The following is a 14,339-nucleotide window of genomic DNA, read 5'->3' as shown; positions in this document are numbered from 1 at the left end:
TAAATACGTCTTAAGGTACGTCAAGATAACGTTAAGCCAGTTTTTTGCCAAAGCCTCAAAGGTAGCAAATCCCAAGGACACGCTAGGAGTAGTATGGCTTTACATGCTGGGGGCGGTAGCGTGGCTAATAGTGCTCGGCACCGCTGCCATGAACCTTAGGACCTACCTAGAGTTCGACCAAAACTCGCCTCAAGTGGGGGTAATATACTACACGTTGCTGACGGTACACGGATGGGGGGCCATGTTGGGACTAGTACCAGACGCTGCGCTTGGGATAATAGCCTTTTCCATGTACAAGTCAAACCTCTCCGTAGTACACACTAGGCTAGTTACGTGGATGTTCTGGCTGTCCAACTTGGGGTTAGCGTTTGCGCTAATTGGGGGACCAGACGCCGCATGGTACATGTACCCTCCTTTGGCAATAACTGACAACTCGGCGTTTCAAGCTTTCAGGATCTTCCATGGAGACTTAATAGGTGCTGGATACCTCGCCCTTGCCATAAATAGCGCTTGCGCCTCAATTACCGCTTTAGCCCTAGTCATAGACGCCTACTTGACCAAGCCCAAGGACAGGAAGATAAACATATTCGCCGCCTACGGAGTTGCGTTCTCCCTGGTAATAGCTGTAACGCTACCTGCCCTAACTGCCTCGGAGCTCTGGTACACCCTTGCCAACTGGTTCCCGTCCCTAGTCAAGGTCGACCCGCTGCTCTGGGTAATACTCTTCTGGTTTTACGGGCACCCAGTGGTGTACTACGTCCCGTTCCCGCTGTTCGGGGCACTGTACTACTACATACCCATCTACGCGAAGAGGCCCCTATACAGCGAGAAGTGGGCGAGGTGGAACATATTCCTCTTGGCAATAGGCTCCATGCTCATCTGGGTCCACCACCTCCAGACCTTCCCATTACCGGTGGACTTAAGGGCGTGGATAACTCTCTCTACTCTCGTCTTGGCGTCTGGCTCTGGTCTGACCGTCCTAAACCTTGGGCTGACAATCCTCACTTCTAAGGAATACAACTACAAAGACCCCCTAGGCATGACGTTCATGGTGGCCTTAATCGGGTTCATAATAGGCGGAGTTCAAGCGTTACCACTGCCCATAAACATCGTCAACGGGGTCGTCCACAACACCTACTTCGTGGTTGGACACTTCCACTTGGTCATATGGACTTTAATCTTGGTAGGGTTTACTGGAGTCTTCGTAGACCTACTTAAGGCCACGAACCCGAACTTGAGCTTCAGCCCCAAGGCAAAGAACCTCATGCTAGCCGGAATACTGTGGTGGACTATCCCCTTCGTCACAATAGGCTACTTGATGAGCGTTGCTGGGTACTTGGGACTGCTTAGGAGGGTGATAGCCTATCCCCCAATGTTCGAACCTTACATGGTCGCGATGTCTTTCTTGGCGGAGGTGGGAATACCGGGGTTGGTGCTGACAATATCTACTGCCATTGCAGAGTACGTGAGGACTTCGCTCCCAACCCCAGTCATGTCCTCGGCGAGCTTTAGCACGCCTAGCGCGGGAGGGCTAGTCATGTCAAAGGCGGATGACGTAAGTTTCAGAAATGGCCTTAATAACAAAGCATTTGTACAAAAATATAAGAATGCGACTAACTCGACAAACAATATCCAAAACGGAGAGGTGAGACCATGGAAGAAGTGAAGAAAAAAGAGGAGAAAAAGAAGGGTTTCTTCGACCAAATCTTGGACAGGGTAGGAATTGACGAGGCGCCGCTATTTAGGACGCCAGACTACATGTATAAGGCGTCTTACTGGCTCGGCGGAATGGTGGCTGCAAGCTTCTTCTACACGGTAATTACTGGCCTTATCCTGCTGTTGTTGTACGAACCAGCAAACGCTTATCCTCAAACACTGGCAATAATAAACTCTGTGCCCTACGGTGCCGTCATCCTCTTCACCCATCTCTACGGCGCGTACATTATGATCATCCTCGTGTACATACACATGTTCAGGAACTTCTTCGCTGGGGCATACAAGAAACCAAGAGAACTGCAGTGGGTAACGGGAGTGCTCCTCCTCGCGCTAACTCTTGGCGCGTCCTTCTTTGGATATAGCCTAATAGGGGACGTGCTTGGCATTGACGCTGTAGATATAGGCTCGTCCCTCCTTATAGGTACGGGCTTCCCAGGGGCTACCACTATTGTGGGCTGGCTCTTCGGGCCAGGGACTGACGCTGTACAGTCGAGCAACCCAATAGTCAGGAGCGAGTTCTTCGACAGGATACTCGGTTGGCACATAATACTAGTGGCCTTAATAGGGGCGCTCTTCATGTTCCACTTGATGTTGGCGGAGAGGTACGGCATGACTCCCTCTAAGAAGGAGAAGCCAGCAGTACCTGCATACTACACTAAGGAGGAACAGCAGAGGTTTAACGCGTGGTGGCCCAGGAACTTCGTGTACATGTTGTCCATAGTGTTAATGACGTGGGGAGTAATCCTCATAGTCCCTGACGTCCTCGCCAACTTAAACGGCGCTACAGTGGGCGGAACAACAATACAGCTACCTCTCGTGATAAACCCGTTCCCTGCGCCCCAAGCCTTTAGCGCTGCCGCTATAAACACTCAGCCCTACCCGCCTTGGTTCTTCCTGTTCCTGTACAAGTTCGTGGACTTCCTGTTGCCCAACGGCGTTCCAATACTTCCCTCCATGGTAATATCGGTAATGGTGATAGGGCTAGTAGCACTGATGCTATTGCCATTCTTCGACAACAGTAAACTTCTGTTCCTGAGCAGCAGGAAGTTCTGGACGTGGGTGATGTGCGTCTTTATATACGCTCTTGTGGCTCTGTCAATATGGGGATACCTCTACCCTGGCGTACCAGTGCCTTTCACCCAGCAGGTCGAGGTTTTGGGAATACCTGCGCTGATAATGGCCATAGTGATCGCCCTGTGGCCCTCCCCTGGTAAGGGTAAGGCAACGCCCTCAACTAGCTTACCTAAGTTACAGACCTCAGGCCCTACTACGGTACTGGGGGCTTCGGTCTCTGTGCTAATGTTTGCGGGCACCTTTGGGGACTTCCTAATGAGACCGTCTCTACTGGGGCTCCTCTTGCTGTTCCCGTTCGCTGTGCTAATCTACCACTACACAATGAAGTTGATCAAGGTGTTTAAGTTCTCCTCCACTGCCCCAGGGTACGGCTTCCCAGTGACAAAGAAAGTAGCTTTTTACGCCATTCCAGTGATCTTCGTGCTGTCCATAGTGCTCTTCGCCTTATTCCTCCAGATGCCAAGTGTGGGGGTACAGAGCACGTACGCTGGTATAGACTTGGGCGTGATACTGTTCCTCTGGGGGTACGCAATTAATCTATATCACTACATATACTATGTAAAGTGAATTTAAGGTAAAGCTTTTTTAATCTCTACTTCTTAATTTTACATATGAAAATAGAAAAAACTCACGTCAAGACATCTTGGTACGTCACCTCCTTAGCTCTGCTGTTGGCGTTTTTAAACCCCGTAACTGAGTCCCTTGAGACAGTAAACCAGTGGCTGTTCATGCTAAGCCACTATTTCCTTTTCGTGGGAGGGTTCCTCCTTTCTTACAAGGTCGTAAGGGGCCCTTCAGTGTGGATAGTGCCCTCAGCTTTCCTCGCAGTGCTCTGGCACCTCCCCTACTTCTTTGCGCTTGCAGGGGCTTTCCTGACTTTCAGGGCTATGAACGACGCCTCTATGATAGCCTCAGGGGTACTGGCAGGGATAGGTGCAGGTAGCCTTTCAGTGATGAAGAAACTAGGGCTCTTGATAGTCTGGATGACGGCTGACACTGTTTACTCCATTGTATTCCTCCTCCAGTTCCCGCAGTACTCCAACTCTGCGTACCCGTTCTCTCCCTTCCCTATATCCCAGGAAGTGAACACTGCAATTGCGATGTGGGTTGTAATGTCCGGGGTAATAGTATACGTTTTAGGAGGATTTTTAAAAGAATTACTTCTCTAATTATATCAATGGGAAATAATAATGGTTTAAACCGCCAGAAAAGAACTTGAATAACTTTATCCCGCGTGGCTATATAAAACTTTTGCGTATAGAGGGTTGAAGCCGCAAAAAAGATAAGCCACGTTTTCGCATTAGAGTCCATGTTCTTGCCCTCGAAGAAAAAGAAGCTCCTTGCTGTGCTCAACTTGATGATCTCCATTTCAATTCTCGTCGCCATTACCGTTGAGACGAGAACCAGTTTCATACTGCCGCCTTTCCTGGCGACTGCAGCTACTAAGTACCCGGACCCGGACTGGAGGTCCTGTAGGACTCGAATAATTTTCGCCTCGTATTTGCTGTGTGGGGCTATAGGAGTGGCGTTCTCTTACCTTGGTCTATACAGCGTGGTCATGGCGTCCTTGGCGTCCTCACTTGCCTTTGCCCTATGCGTCATCATAAACGTTGAGCATCCTCCAGCAATACTCGCAACTTTCATTGGAGTGCTGGAGAGGCAAAAAGCGTTTTACTTGCTGCACCCGGTCCTCTCAGGGGTAATCGTAGTAGAAGGCGTTAACTACTTGCTCTCTAAGTACCTGGAGCCTAAGCTCTAGCACTCCTCATACGCTTCCTCAATAACTTTTTTAGCAAGTTGTTCTGGCACCTTCACTTTTACCCTATAGTTCTCGTGGATGACGTGAACCTCGACGTCAGTCGACCTTTCCCCCTCTAGGTCGAAGGTTAGGGGCTGTACCGTACTGAACGCCTCTCCCTGATAACTTCCGTTCTCAGGCTCTCCTTGGATTAGCTTATTCCCTACCTTTAGGAATACGGAATTGTAGATGCCCTTTAGTTCCTTGAACACCTTGCTCAACTCGTCCTGGTTCTCCGCGTAGATGTAGAGCATCGCCTTAACCTTCCCGTTGCAGGGCAACCAACTAGAGTAGATCTCTATTTCTTTCTTGAGGTCCTCGGGAGAGTAGAGCCTATCTAGGTATACCATCTCCTGGACCTGGTGAAGTACAGTGTCCTTACTCTCGAAGAGGAGTCCTAGCCTCTCCCCCAGTTCTATCCTCCTCTCCCTCTTTACCTCCACTATCTTCTTAATTCTCTCCTTCCTGACTTTCTCGTACTCCTTCCAGGGGAGCACTTCCTCAACCTTTATTCTCATTTGACAACACCTCCTTGAGAACTTGAATAGGGTGAAGGGGCCTCTTACCAGAAGCCTTAGTTATCTGGAGCCCCGCCAGGGGGCACTCCGTGGAGAACACCTCAGCCTTGCTCTGGGCGAAGGCGTCCATCATCTTTGCGCCAACCACCTTAGCCTTTGAGTAGTTCCTCAGACCCCACCCTCCATCTATTCCGGAACACCCCTTATCGGCTATCTCAACCTTCGCCTTCAAAGACCTCATGATTTGGACTCCAGGAAGGCCAACGCCAAGGTAACGCAAGTGGCACGGTGCGTGGTAATAGACCTCCTTTGGGAACTCTCCCTTGAAATCTATCTTCTTCTCCCTCTTTAACTTGAGCAAGTACTCCATAGCATCGTAGACCTTTATTGGGTCCTTGTCCAAGATGTATTGGTACTCCTTTGTGAGCATCAGCGTACACGTCGGTATTGGGGAGACTACGTCGTACCCTTTCTCCACGTACTCCTTTAGCTTCTTGTAGTTATGCTCCGCGTTCTTCTTTAAGGCCACAGCGTCCCCTACGTCCAGCATTGGGGCGCCACAGCAGACAAAGTCACCTATCTCTACTTCGATCCCCAGTCTGTTGTAAACATAAACTAGGTCTTGTCCAATACCGGGGTAAAAGTTATCCACCAAGCACGTTGGAAAAAGCACTACCTTTGCTTTCGGGTTCTCCACCTTCTCGACCTTAACGCTCTCCCTGAATCCCTTCTCCGCCACCTCCAGCAAAGGCGCCTCCTCGCTCTCCAGTGTCCTCACGAACTTCTTTGCTATTGGCCTTGCGAATTTCACCATGTCCAACATCTCGTACAACCTATCCTTGAGGGGGATGCCGGACTTCGTCCTGTAGTAGAGCCACGCCCAGCTCATCAGATGGGGGAAATCCATGTTGAACTCGTGCGGGGGAGTGTAAGGACAGTTAACGTAACAAAGGTTACAGTGGAAGCAATCCGAAGCGACGGAAAAGAGGTCGTTCAGGGTTAGGGCCTTTGGGCCCTTCTCGTCCGTGAACTTGAAAAGCTTAGGGAAGGCTGGGCAATAATTAAAGCACCTCCTACAACCGTGACAAACAGTTGATTGCCTAACGAACTCGGAGAGGAGCTTGGATTCGTCAAAAAAAGTAGGGTTGTCTTTATTTAACGTATACATTCACTGTTCCCCTTGGAGCATCTTCAGCGCATTTGTGAACTTTTCGGCGTGGCTCTTCTCTGCCCTAGCTAGGGTCTCAAACCACTCTGCAGCCTCGTCAAAGCCCTCCTCTCTCGCGACCTTGGCGAAGCCCGGGTACATCTGCGTGAACTCGTAGGTCTCTCCGGCAATGGCGCTCTCCAGCATCTCCTTAATGGAGCCTATGGGCTTCCCTGTAGCGGGGTCCACAGAGCCCCCTTGCCTTATGAAGTCCAAGTGTCCAAAGGCGTGGGCGGTCTCTCCCTCGGCGATGCTCCTTAGGAGTGCAGCTATCTCGGGGTACCCCTCTTCGTCGGCCCTCTTTGCGAAGTAGAGATATCTCCTATTAGCCATTGACTCTCCCTTAAATCCCTCCATGAAGTTACTCTCTGTTTTTGTTCCCTTCAAGCTCTTCATGTTCTCTAAAATCTTATTATCAAATTAATATATAAAAGTTTCTAACTTTGTTTACCTACTATTTAGGATCTAGTTCTAGATAAGAGTCATTACAATACATGTTCAACCCCTTGTGGTAATGTAATACGTCAAGTAAGCTATTAGCCCATAAAACACGTGGGAGGCCACGTATGTTAAGTTAAAGGCTAAGGGGATGAGTAAAAGGTGGACAGGAAGGCTGAACAGGGAGAGGACTGAAGAGCCTAGCATTATCCCTAAAACTACGGCTCCAGCAAGACTCTGCACGCGTATGTTGACCGCCTCCAACAGGGTTACGGCTACAACGAACACTACCGCGGACGCAAACAAGTGCAGTAAAATTCCAAGCGGCATCGAGTCAAGCTTAAGGACCTTAAGGGAGAGATAGGCAAAGACCCCGAGGTCATTCGAGTAGAACGCCACTTCTAGGGCGCCCGCAAATACCCCCGAAATTATCTTTTTTATCAGATTTATCATGATTGTAAGTGCACGACATTGAATTTAAGTTTTTAACTTAAATATCCTAAATAAATATAATGAGTTTCGACGCGGAGCTAATAATAGTGGGAGGCGGTCTCGCAGGCCTCTCAGCCGGGATAACAGCCACGAGACTAGGGATAAATGCGATCCTACTAGAGAGAGGGGAGTACAGCGGTTCAAAGAACGTCTCAGGAGGGAGAATTTACGTTCACTCCTTGGTAAAGCTCATACCGGAGGCACTAGAAGAGGCCCCCCTTGAGAGGGAAATAGAGAAGGAGACCTTCGAGTTTTACTGCGGAGAGAAAAAGGTTACTTTTTCCTTTGAAGAGAAGGGTAAGAGGAACAGCTTCTCTGTCCTAAGGGCAAAGTTGGACAGTTGGTTAGCTAAAAGGGCGGAGGAGGCAGGCCTCCTCATTTCATACTCCACCTTGGTACTAGGGGCGGAGAGAGAGAGCGAAGGCATAACACTCAAGACCAACAGGGGGCAACTCACGGCACCCCTAGTTATAGACGCCTCCGGGGTCACGTCAGTGGTATTTAGGTCGCTGGGGCTGAGGAAGTTCTCTCCAGAGAAGTGGATGCTCGGAGTTAAGGAGGTCGTTAAGGGGCAACCCACTCAAGGTGAGGCAAGGGTAATAGTCGGGGCAGTGAAGGGCATTAAAGGAGGAGGCTTCGTTTACGCCAACAGGGACACGTTTTCGGTGGGCGTCACAGCTACATACGATTCCCTACCGAGAGCTGAAGTCCCAGCATACGACCTGGTAGAGAAATTCAGGGAAAGGGTAGGCGTTGAAGGGGAAGTCCTGGAGTACTCCGCCCACGCTATACCCTACTATGGTTACGGGAACCTTCCTAGCCTCACCGGAAGGAATTTGATGGCAGTGGGAGACTCGGCTGGCTTCCTAATAAACGACGGCTTCACCATCAGGGGGATGGACTTGGCAATCGCCTCAGGAATGATGGCTGGGATAGCCTCCAAGAAGGTAATAGACAGCGGTAACTTCAATGACACCTCCATCTACGAGGCTCTCCTGAGAGAGAGCTTTATCTTGAGGCACTTGGAATTGGCCTACAACCGGTTCAAGTTGATCAACTCTCCACACTTCCTCTCCTCCTACCCAGAGATCCTTTGCCAGTTGCTTTCCGACATGTTCAGTGTAGGGGAGGAGAGGAGGAGCCTACTGGAGGACACCATACTAAGACTTAAGGAAAGGGGGATAACCATTGGCAGGGCAATAGAGGACGTGTGGGGGTTCGTGAGATGATACCCCTCCTCAAGAGATTGGGATTAAACTCATATGACGTGGACAAGAGCCCTCACATAGAGGCGGACACAGAGAAGTGTGTTAAGTGTCAAGAGAAGCCCTGCATAGCGTCATGTCCAGCTGGGACTTACGAGAGGTCCCCCAATGGAGGAATAGTGGTACACTACGAGAGATGCTTGGAGTGCGGGGGAGCACTGGTAATCTGCCCTTTTAACGCCATAAGGTTCAAGTTCCCAAAGGGAGGGGTAAAGTACAAGTACGGCTAGTTAATCTGGTAGACCCTTCCCCTCCAGACTATTTCCCTCTTCCTCCAGCTGACTATTAGTACTAACCACGCAAATACGACCCCGGGGACTGAGGCAATTGAGGGAAGTACAGCTTCCCTCCTCCTCATCCTGAGCAAGTTCTTTACTATCCAAAGAAAGTAGGGGGAGACGTAAACTGGACTCAACGTGACGGAAAGCAGAGCCAGAAGGAGAACGAAGTATGTCCCTATCAGCAGGAAGGCGTTTGCCCCTCTCCTAGAGTAAACCCTCACAGTAATTACCTGTCTCTCTGCCCACTTCCACAAGCCCTTCTCGTCGTAAAAGTTCAACGGCTCTGCCCTCCCTACGAAAGCTATCTTCCCTCCTCTTCTCTTCACTATCCTAGTAAGGGTACAATCGTCGCACCACTCTCTCGAGAGCTCCTTTATGACCTCTTCGTCGAAGAACTCCCTCTTGAACGCCATTGACCCTCCCCACAGGAACGTGCCCCCTAACGCTTGCGACTCAAAGCCTAACGTCCAGAACCCCGCCCTCAACACGTTACTTAGGGTTAGCCCAGCGGGCTTCGCTATGGAAAAGGTAGTTGAAGCCATGTAAGCTCCAAGGGGCGCTACTAGTTCCCTTAGCCAATTCCTGTGGAATCGCGTGTCTGAGTCAGCAAATACAATAACGTCTCCTTTGGCGTACTTCAACCCCGTGATCTGGGCCCTTACCTTTCCGCTGCACTTGTCACATGAGTCCTCCGCCTTCGCAACCTTGACGTTGAACTTCTTTAGGACTTCCTCAACAGGATCACCTTCTTCTACCACGTATATGACTTCATAGGAATCTGGGTATTCCTGCGAGAGCAAGGACTTCACGTTATCCTCTAAACCGTCATCTATTCCTTTTACTGGAACAATCACCGACGCAAAAGCGTGAAAGGAACCAAAGTTCTTGAAGAAGCCCCTCTCCTTCCAAATCTGGTACAGCAGGCCTAGGTCCAATAGAACTGGGAGGACTATAAGCATGTCCAAGAGCATGACCCTTAGAACTGTGATGTTCGTTGTTAAAATTTTTTACGTACTCTTAGCCGTGGAATGCACTTCTATCATTACCTTCAGGAGATAAGATTAACGTTTATCTAGAAACGTTATTTTCGAAAAATAGTTAAATTTTTAAATTTTCGCTCCATTATTATCTTGTGGGAAAAATGAGAATACTTAGGATTTGCAGTTGTGGCATAGTAGGAAGGGCTCTCCTCTAAAGCCGAAATGAAGTAGGTCTCCAACAAGGTCAAATAACGCCATTCCAAACATCCCTGCCCCAACTTTCCTCACTAGACCCACTGTAACAAAGAAGACGATGATCCTAAACCATACTGGCGGGTTGACTAAGGGATATATTGGTGAAGGAAGAAATATCGCGTCCCCCACAACGTGATCTGCAACTGCCGTCATGGCCCCTCCTATGGCCACGTAAACCAGGTCTAGCGTGGTGAACTTAGGCCTAGCCTTCCAGAGGATGAGCCCCGCTACTGCGGTAGCAATTACAAAATACGCAATAACTATCTCCCACGGCGTTGTGTCTGACTTCAATAACGGCTCAAACATCAGATAAATGTATAACCAGAAATATTTAAATGTTTTCATATTTCTCTCAATGCCCCTTGGACATACCGCTTCCCGTCCTCCTTAATGTGAAAAGTACTAAGAACATCATACCTAGCAACGAGGAGACTGTTACGTACAAGCCTGCGACTCCGATCGAGACGGTTAAGAGATAACTGAAGAATACGCTACCTAGGACACCGGAGATGGCCTTTCCCGTGTAGAGGACTGCATTGTTAGACGTAGAGAACCTAGTGCCAAAAAAGTCGCCTATTAAGGAAAAGTACAGAGTAATCAGACTACCTCCGAAGAATCCTATTAGCACCACTGCTACTGGCGTAGCGCCGACGAAGAGTAACGACGATCCAAGGAGGATTGCTGTGTTGGTGAGCAAGGACGCCTTAGCCCTCCCTATCTTGTCCGAGACTAGCCCCAAGATAGGTCTGCTCGCCCCGCTCAACAGCGGGAATAGGGTGATCAGAAGGGCTAGATCGTTGAATGGCAGGCCCTCCCCTATTGCAGTTAGGGAAGAGGAGACTACGAGTAGGGGAACAGAGGACAGCACGAAGGAAAAGTAGATAAGCCACCAGTCCTTTCTCGACAGCACCTCCCTAACTCTCATCCCGTAGACGTCCCTTGATGGGTAGTCAGATAGGTAAAGGAGAACAGGCAGGATCGCCAACTCCACTAGCCCTATGGCTAGCCCCACCTCCCTAAAGCTATTCGCCTTTAATATCAAGGGATTCGCAATAGTTGCACCTAAACCAAAACCTAGTGATACTATACCTGTTGCTAATCCTCTCCTCTCTTTATACCATTTTATAGCTAAATTAGAAGCAATACCATACAGAATTCCTTCTCCTATACTCCCAATAGACCAAAAGAAATAGAACCAAAGTACTGAAGTAGAATAAGATGAACCTAGAAATCCCAATGACGATAAAATGGAAGATACTAAGCCGATTTTCTTCGGTCCCCTTGAGTCGGCCATGTGGCCTCCAACTATCTGGAAGGTCGTTGAGAACAAGGTAAACATGGAGAAGGCCACCTCAACGTGGACTATTCCGCTCTTAAGATCTTCCTGGATTAGAGGTTCTAGGGCGTTCCACGAGTACTGGTACAGGGAGTTAAATAACATGACGATAAGACCGATAGCAATGTACTTGTCTCTTGACACTGTAGTGAGCAGTTACCACATTTAGTATAAAACTCTTTACAGAAGTTTACGTGCAAGCGGTCAGTGAGAAGTTGTAGGGAAGGAAAGCAAAGGAGGCTACAGTATCTAATTGTTGTTTAATATAGACAACTCTATTATTAGAGTATTAAAGTCTCTCACAGGGTTTTTATAGAAAAGTTAATATATATCAGACAATTTAAACAAACCATGGAAAAGTTCTCTCAGGAAATTTCTATAAAGAGAAGCAAGTCCTCCTTAGTCTCTATACTTGCCGACCCATATAGGTTCGCGGGAATTACGGGGCATTTGGTGTTTTACAAGGTATTTGACAAGGAAAAGGGAAACTTCGTCTCAGAAGGGGACGCAATCGCCCCAATTAACAAGTTCAGGGCGGTATTCGTTTTTGAAGACAACAAGGGTAAACTAAACAGCATTACAGGGATCGTGATAGGTCCAGAGATCTCCCCAAACTCCATCTCATACAAGGGAGAAAGCGACGACGGCAAGATGAGTCTTGAGGTGTCCTTCTACTTGACGCAGAAGGACGAGGTGACAAAGGTAAGGGTGTTGGCAGTAACCGAGTTCAAGCACAGCATCCTGCAAAAGCTCTTTGGAAGCTCCTTAGGGAATGTCTCAGAACACGTAGTAGATAAACACGTCGTTCCCCACCTAAAGTCCATTAGCCCAGAAGCGGACCTTACGCTTAATCAAGTGAAAAGGGTAATCGGTTCCACGATGGAGATAATAGAGAACATGAAATCAATCCCAGATATTAAATTTGGATTAATGATAATAAAGGGTGATAACTTTAAATTCAAGGCCATTATTAGTGATAAGGCGATAGGAAACGCTAGACTTGAACTAGAAGGGCATAAGTATTATGGAGAGGAGGCCCTGTCTAGAATGCTTACGTTAGGTGGAAAGGGCGAAATGGTGATATACGAAATACCAGTGGAAGAGTTCCTCAACAAAGAGTTTGAGAGAGGCTAAAACTTTAAGGAAGCCTAGCGACAAGTCTCGATAGCCCAGTCCCTTTTTGAGGGCATACTGCGACAAGTCCAAAAAGGGCTAATACCATTAATACTCACCTAGGGTGCCCTTAACTCTAGCTATGTTGAACGCGTATTTAAAGGCCCATATCCCTAGGGTAACTAACACCATATCGAATAGCGCTAAAACCTCTAGTATGGGGGCAACTTGCGTCAAGGAATAGCCATTTAACATCGTGAGCCTAAGGCCATCGAGGGCCCACGTAAGGGGTAGAGCAAAACTCACGTCCCTAACCAATGGGGGAAGGTCAGTGACCGGGAACACAACTCCAGTAGTCAACGTAGTAAACGTAGAGAAAAACAAAGATATCGGGTTGCCCTGTTTTATTACCATCGTAAAGGCCCCTGACAAAAACGCGAGGCCTAGCGTTGAGAGCAGTAGCATCGCTACTATTGCTAACGAGGAGAGAACGTTAACGTTGTACCTAACCCCCAAGCCCAAGCCCACAAGGAGTATTATTACTGCGTTTACCGTGTTCACCGTAAACCCCCAAAGCGAAGAGTAGAAGAGGAATGAGGTTACCCCTGACCTCGACAGGACGTAATACTCTATAGTACCGTACAGTTGCTCGTTCCTGATCCTCTGGCTTACAGTGGTTATCACAGACGACACGTAGCCCTGGAAGGCGAGACCTATAACGAAAAAGCTGGTGTAGTCCTTGACGCCTATATCTTTCACGAAGCTGTCCCCAAGGGAAGTTCCCACAAAGTAATAGGTAAACACTGGGAGGGTCCACGAAAGCACGGTAAGGAATACTTGAGTCCTATAGGAGAGCCATACTTTAAATCCCCTCAAGTAGAGGAAAGCGTGAAGCTTGGACAACACCCTCATTAGTCCCTTGGCATCCACCTTCTCCTCACCCGCTCCATCCTTGCGGAGTCCTGTTCCTCTCCCACGAAGTAGGCGTAAACGTCCTCTAGAGTAGGCTCCACTACCCTTAGCTCCCCGAAGCCCTCTACCTTGTCCACTTCCTTTTCTGGTAGCCTAAGGACAGATACGCCTCCGTAAGCTACCACCACAAACCTTTCCATTCCCCTAGGCACACTCTTTACCTTTACCTCCACCATCCTGCCTAGCTTGGCTTTGAGTTCCTCTGGCGTTCCTTCGCCGACTTTCCTCCCCCTCTTCAGTAATACTACCTTATCTGCTAGCTCCTCTACCTCCTTTAAGTAGTGGGAGGAGAAGAGCACGGTTTTCCCCCTTAGTCCCTTTAGCAAGTTCCTGAACTCCCTGGCAGACATGGGGTCTAGGCCAAGGGTAGGCTCGTCTAAGAGTAGCACAGGAGGGTCGGTTATTAGGGCCCTCGCCATGGCAAGTTTCCTCTGCATTCCAGTGCTGAACTTCATGTAAGGCACGTTTTCCCACTCCCTAAGGCCCAGCATTTCCAGGAGTTCCCTTGCCCTCGACCTCGCTTCCCCCAAGGAGAGCCCCTGAAGAGAGGAGAAGAAGAGCAAGTTGTCCATGGCGGACAGCCTATAGTAGAACTGCCTCTCGCTCACGCTAACTAGGCCTATCAACTTCCTCACCTTCTTTTCGTCCCTGGTAACGCTGTAGCCCTCAACGAAAGCGTCACCAGAGGTGGGAATAACCAACGTGGAGAGCACCTTGATCAGCGTTGTCTTACCTGCACCGTTATGCCCTACAATGGCAGTTATACCTCCCTTAGTAGAGAAGGTGACGGAGGACAAGGCTACTACTTCCTTGCCCTTTAATGAGTACACTTTGGTTAAGTCTAGCGTCTCTATCATATTTATTTAAAAATTTCGATACTGAACATTTAAACTT

17 protein-coding genes are annotated in these 14,339 nt (G+C 48.8%); 8 read left to right on the top strand and 9 right to left on the bottom strand.

Annotation, left to right across the window (positions count from 1 at the left end; translation table 11 throughout):
* Positions 1–103 precede the first annotated feature (103 nt).
* The 4 genes from MPF33_01885 (at position 104) to MPF33_01870 (ending at position 4,549) form a co-directional block, all read left to right on the top strand.
* Positions 104–1,666 carry a cbb3-type cytochrome c oxidase subunit I gene (locus MPF33_01885; protein ID MCI2413994.1) on the top strand — a complete coding sequence of 521 codons (1,563 nt, stop codon included), beginning with the start codon at positions 104–106 and terminating at the stop codon, positions 1,664–1,666.
* Complete coding sequence (locus MPF33_01880) at positions 1,654–3,357, top strand: cytochrome bc complex cytochrome b subunit (GenBank protein MCI2413993.1); 1,704 nt, start codon at positions 1,654–1,656, stop codon at positions 3,355–3,357. The genes MPF33_01885 and MPF33_01880 overlap by 13 nt, the downstream gene beginning before the upstream one ends.
* A 44-nt stretch (positions 3,358–3,401) precedes the next feature.
* Entirely contained in the window at positions 3,402–3,959 is a 558-nt protein-coding gene (locus MPF33_01875) for a DUF1404 domain-containing protein (protein MCI2413992.1), read from the top strand.
* Positions 3,960–4,099: 140 nt separating this feature from the next.
* Complete coding sequence (locus MPF33_01870; GenBank protein ID MCI2413991.1) at positions 4,100–4,549, top strand: HPP family protein; 450 nt, start codon at positions 4,100–4,102, stop codon at positions 4,547–4,549.
* Here the strand turns inward: MPF33_01870 and MPF33_01865 are convergent.
* The 4 genes from MPF33_01865 to MPF33_01850 all read right to left on the bottom strand — a co-directional run bounded on the left by MPF33_01865 (position 4,546) and on the right by MPF33_01850 (position 7,204).
* Positions 4,546–5,106 carry a DUF3501 family protein gene (locus MPF33_01865; GenBank protein ID MCI2413990.1) on the bottom strand — a complete coding sequence of 187 codons (561 nt, stop codon included), beginning with the start codon at positions 5,104–5,106 and terminating at the stop codon, positions 4,546–4,548. The genes MPF33_01870 and MPF33_01865 overlap by 4 nt on opposite strands.
* A complete protein-coding gene (locus MPF33_01860) occupies positions 5,090–6,274 on the bottom strand; it encodes a glycerol-3-phosphate dehydrogenase (GenBank protein ID MCI2413989.1) in 1,185 nt (394 codons plus the stop codon). The genes MPF33_01865 and MPF33_01860 overlap by 17 nt, the downstream gene beginning before the upstream one ends.
* Positions 6,275–6,709 carry a rubrerythrin family protein gene (locus tag MPF33_01855; protein MCI2413988.1) on the bottom strand — a complete coding sequence of 145 codons (435 nt, stop codon included), beginning with the start codon at positions 6,707–6,709 and terminating at the stop codon, positions 6,275–6,277.
* Positions 6,710–6,811: 102 nt separating this feature from the next.
* Complete coding sequence (locus MPF33_01850) at positions 6,812–7,204, bottom strand: hypothetical protein (GenBank protein ID MCI2413987.1); 393 nt, start codon at positions 7,202–7,204, stop codon at positions 6,812–6,814.
* 59 nt (positions 7,205–7,263) lie between these two features.
* On the opposite strand from MPF33_01850, the gene MPF33_01845 reads away from it, so the two are divergent.
* Positions 7,264–8,472, top strand: coding sequence for an FAD-dependent oxidoreductase (locus tag MPF33_01845; GenBank protein MCI2413986.1), 1,209 nt, complete (start codon positions 7,264–7,266; stop codon positions 8,470–8,472).
* Positions 8,469–8,738: a 4Fe-4S dicluster domain-containing protein gene (locus MPF33_01840; protein MCI2413985.1), complete on the top strand. Its 270-nt coding sequence runs from the start codon at positions 8,469–8,471 to the stop codon at positions 8,736–8,738. The genes MPF33_01845 and MPF33_01840 overlap by 4 nt, the downstream gene beginning before the upstream one ends.
* On the opposite strand, the gene MPF33_01835 is transcribed toward MPF33_01840, so the two are convergent.
* The 3 genes from MPF33_01835 to MPF33_01825 all read right to left on the bottom strand — a co-directional run bounded on the left by MPF33_01835 (position 8,735) and on the right by MPF33_01825 (position 11,390).
* Positions 8,735–9,760 (bottom strand): glycosyltransferase family 2 protein, encoded by a 1,026-nt coding sequence (locus MPF33_01835; GenBank protein ID MCI2413984.1) that lies wholly within the window; start codon positions 9,758–9,760, stop codon positions 8,735–8,737. The two genes, MPF33_01840 and MPF33_01835, sit on opposite strands and share 4 nt — an antisense overlap.
* Before the next feature lie 180 nt (positions 9,761–9,940).
* A complete protein-coding gene (locus tag MPF33_01830; protein MCI2413983.1) occupies positions 9,941–10,330 on the bottom strand; it encodes a hypothetical protein in 390 nt (129 codons plus the stop codon).
* Between the two features lie 46 nt (positions 10,331–10,376).
* Positions 10,377–11,390 (bottom strand): MFS transporter, encoded by a 1,014-nt coding sequence (locus MPF33_01825; protein ID MCI2413982.1) that lies wholly within the window; start codon positions 11,388–11,390, stop codon positions 10,377–10,379.
* Between MPF33_01825 and MPF33_01820 the strand changes: the two genes are divergently transcribed.
* The gene (locus MPF33_01820) at positions 11,272–11,529 is read left to right on the top strand and encodes a hypothetical protein (GenBank protein ID MCI2413981.1); all 258 of its coding nucleotides are present in this window, start codon (positions 11,272–11,274) and stop codon (positions 11,527–11,529) included. The genes MPF33_01825 and MPF33_01820 overlap by 119 nt on opposite strands.
* Positions 11,530–11,711: 182 nt before the next feature.
* Positions 11,712–12,494 carry a hypothetical protein gene (locus MPF33_01815; GenBank protein ID MCI2413980.1) on the top strand — a complete coding sequence of 261 codons (783 nt, stop codon included), beginning with the start codon at positions 11,712–11,714 and terminating at the stop codon, positions 12,492–12,494.
* Positions 12,495–12,581: 87 nt separating this feature from the next.
* Here MPF33_01815 and MPF33_01810 read toward each other — a convergent pair whose 3' ends face one another.
* Positions 12,582–13,385 carry an ABC transporter permease gene (locus MPF33_01810; GenBank protein ID MCI2413979.1) on the bottom strand — a complete coding sequence of 268 codons (804 nt, stop codon included), beginning with the start codon at positions 13,383–13,385 and terminating at the stop codon, positions 12,582–12,584.
* Positions 13,385–14,302: an ABC transporter ATP-binding protein gene (locus tag MPF33_01805; protein ID MCI2413978.1), complete on the bottom strand. Its 918-nt coding sequence runs from the start codon at positions 14,300–14,302 to the stop codon at positions 13,385–13,387. Before MPF33_01805 ends, MPF33_01810 begins: the two co-directional genes overlap by 1 nt.
* Between the last annotated feature and the right edge of the window lie 37 nt (positions 14,303–14,339).

The sequence above is a fragment of the Candidatus Aramenus sp. CH1 genome, assembly GCA_022678445.1.
Lineage (GTDB): Archaea > Thermoproteota > Thermoprotei_A > Sulfolobales > Sulfolobaceae > Aramenus.
This window is presented reverse-complemented; position numbering and strand designations above follow the sequence as displayed.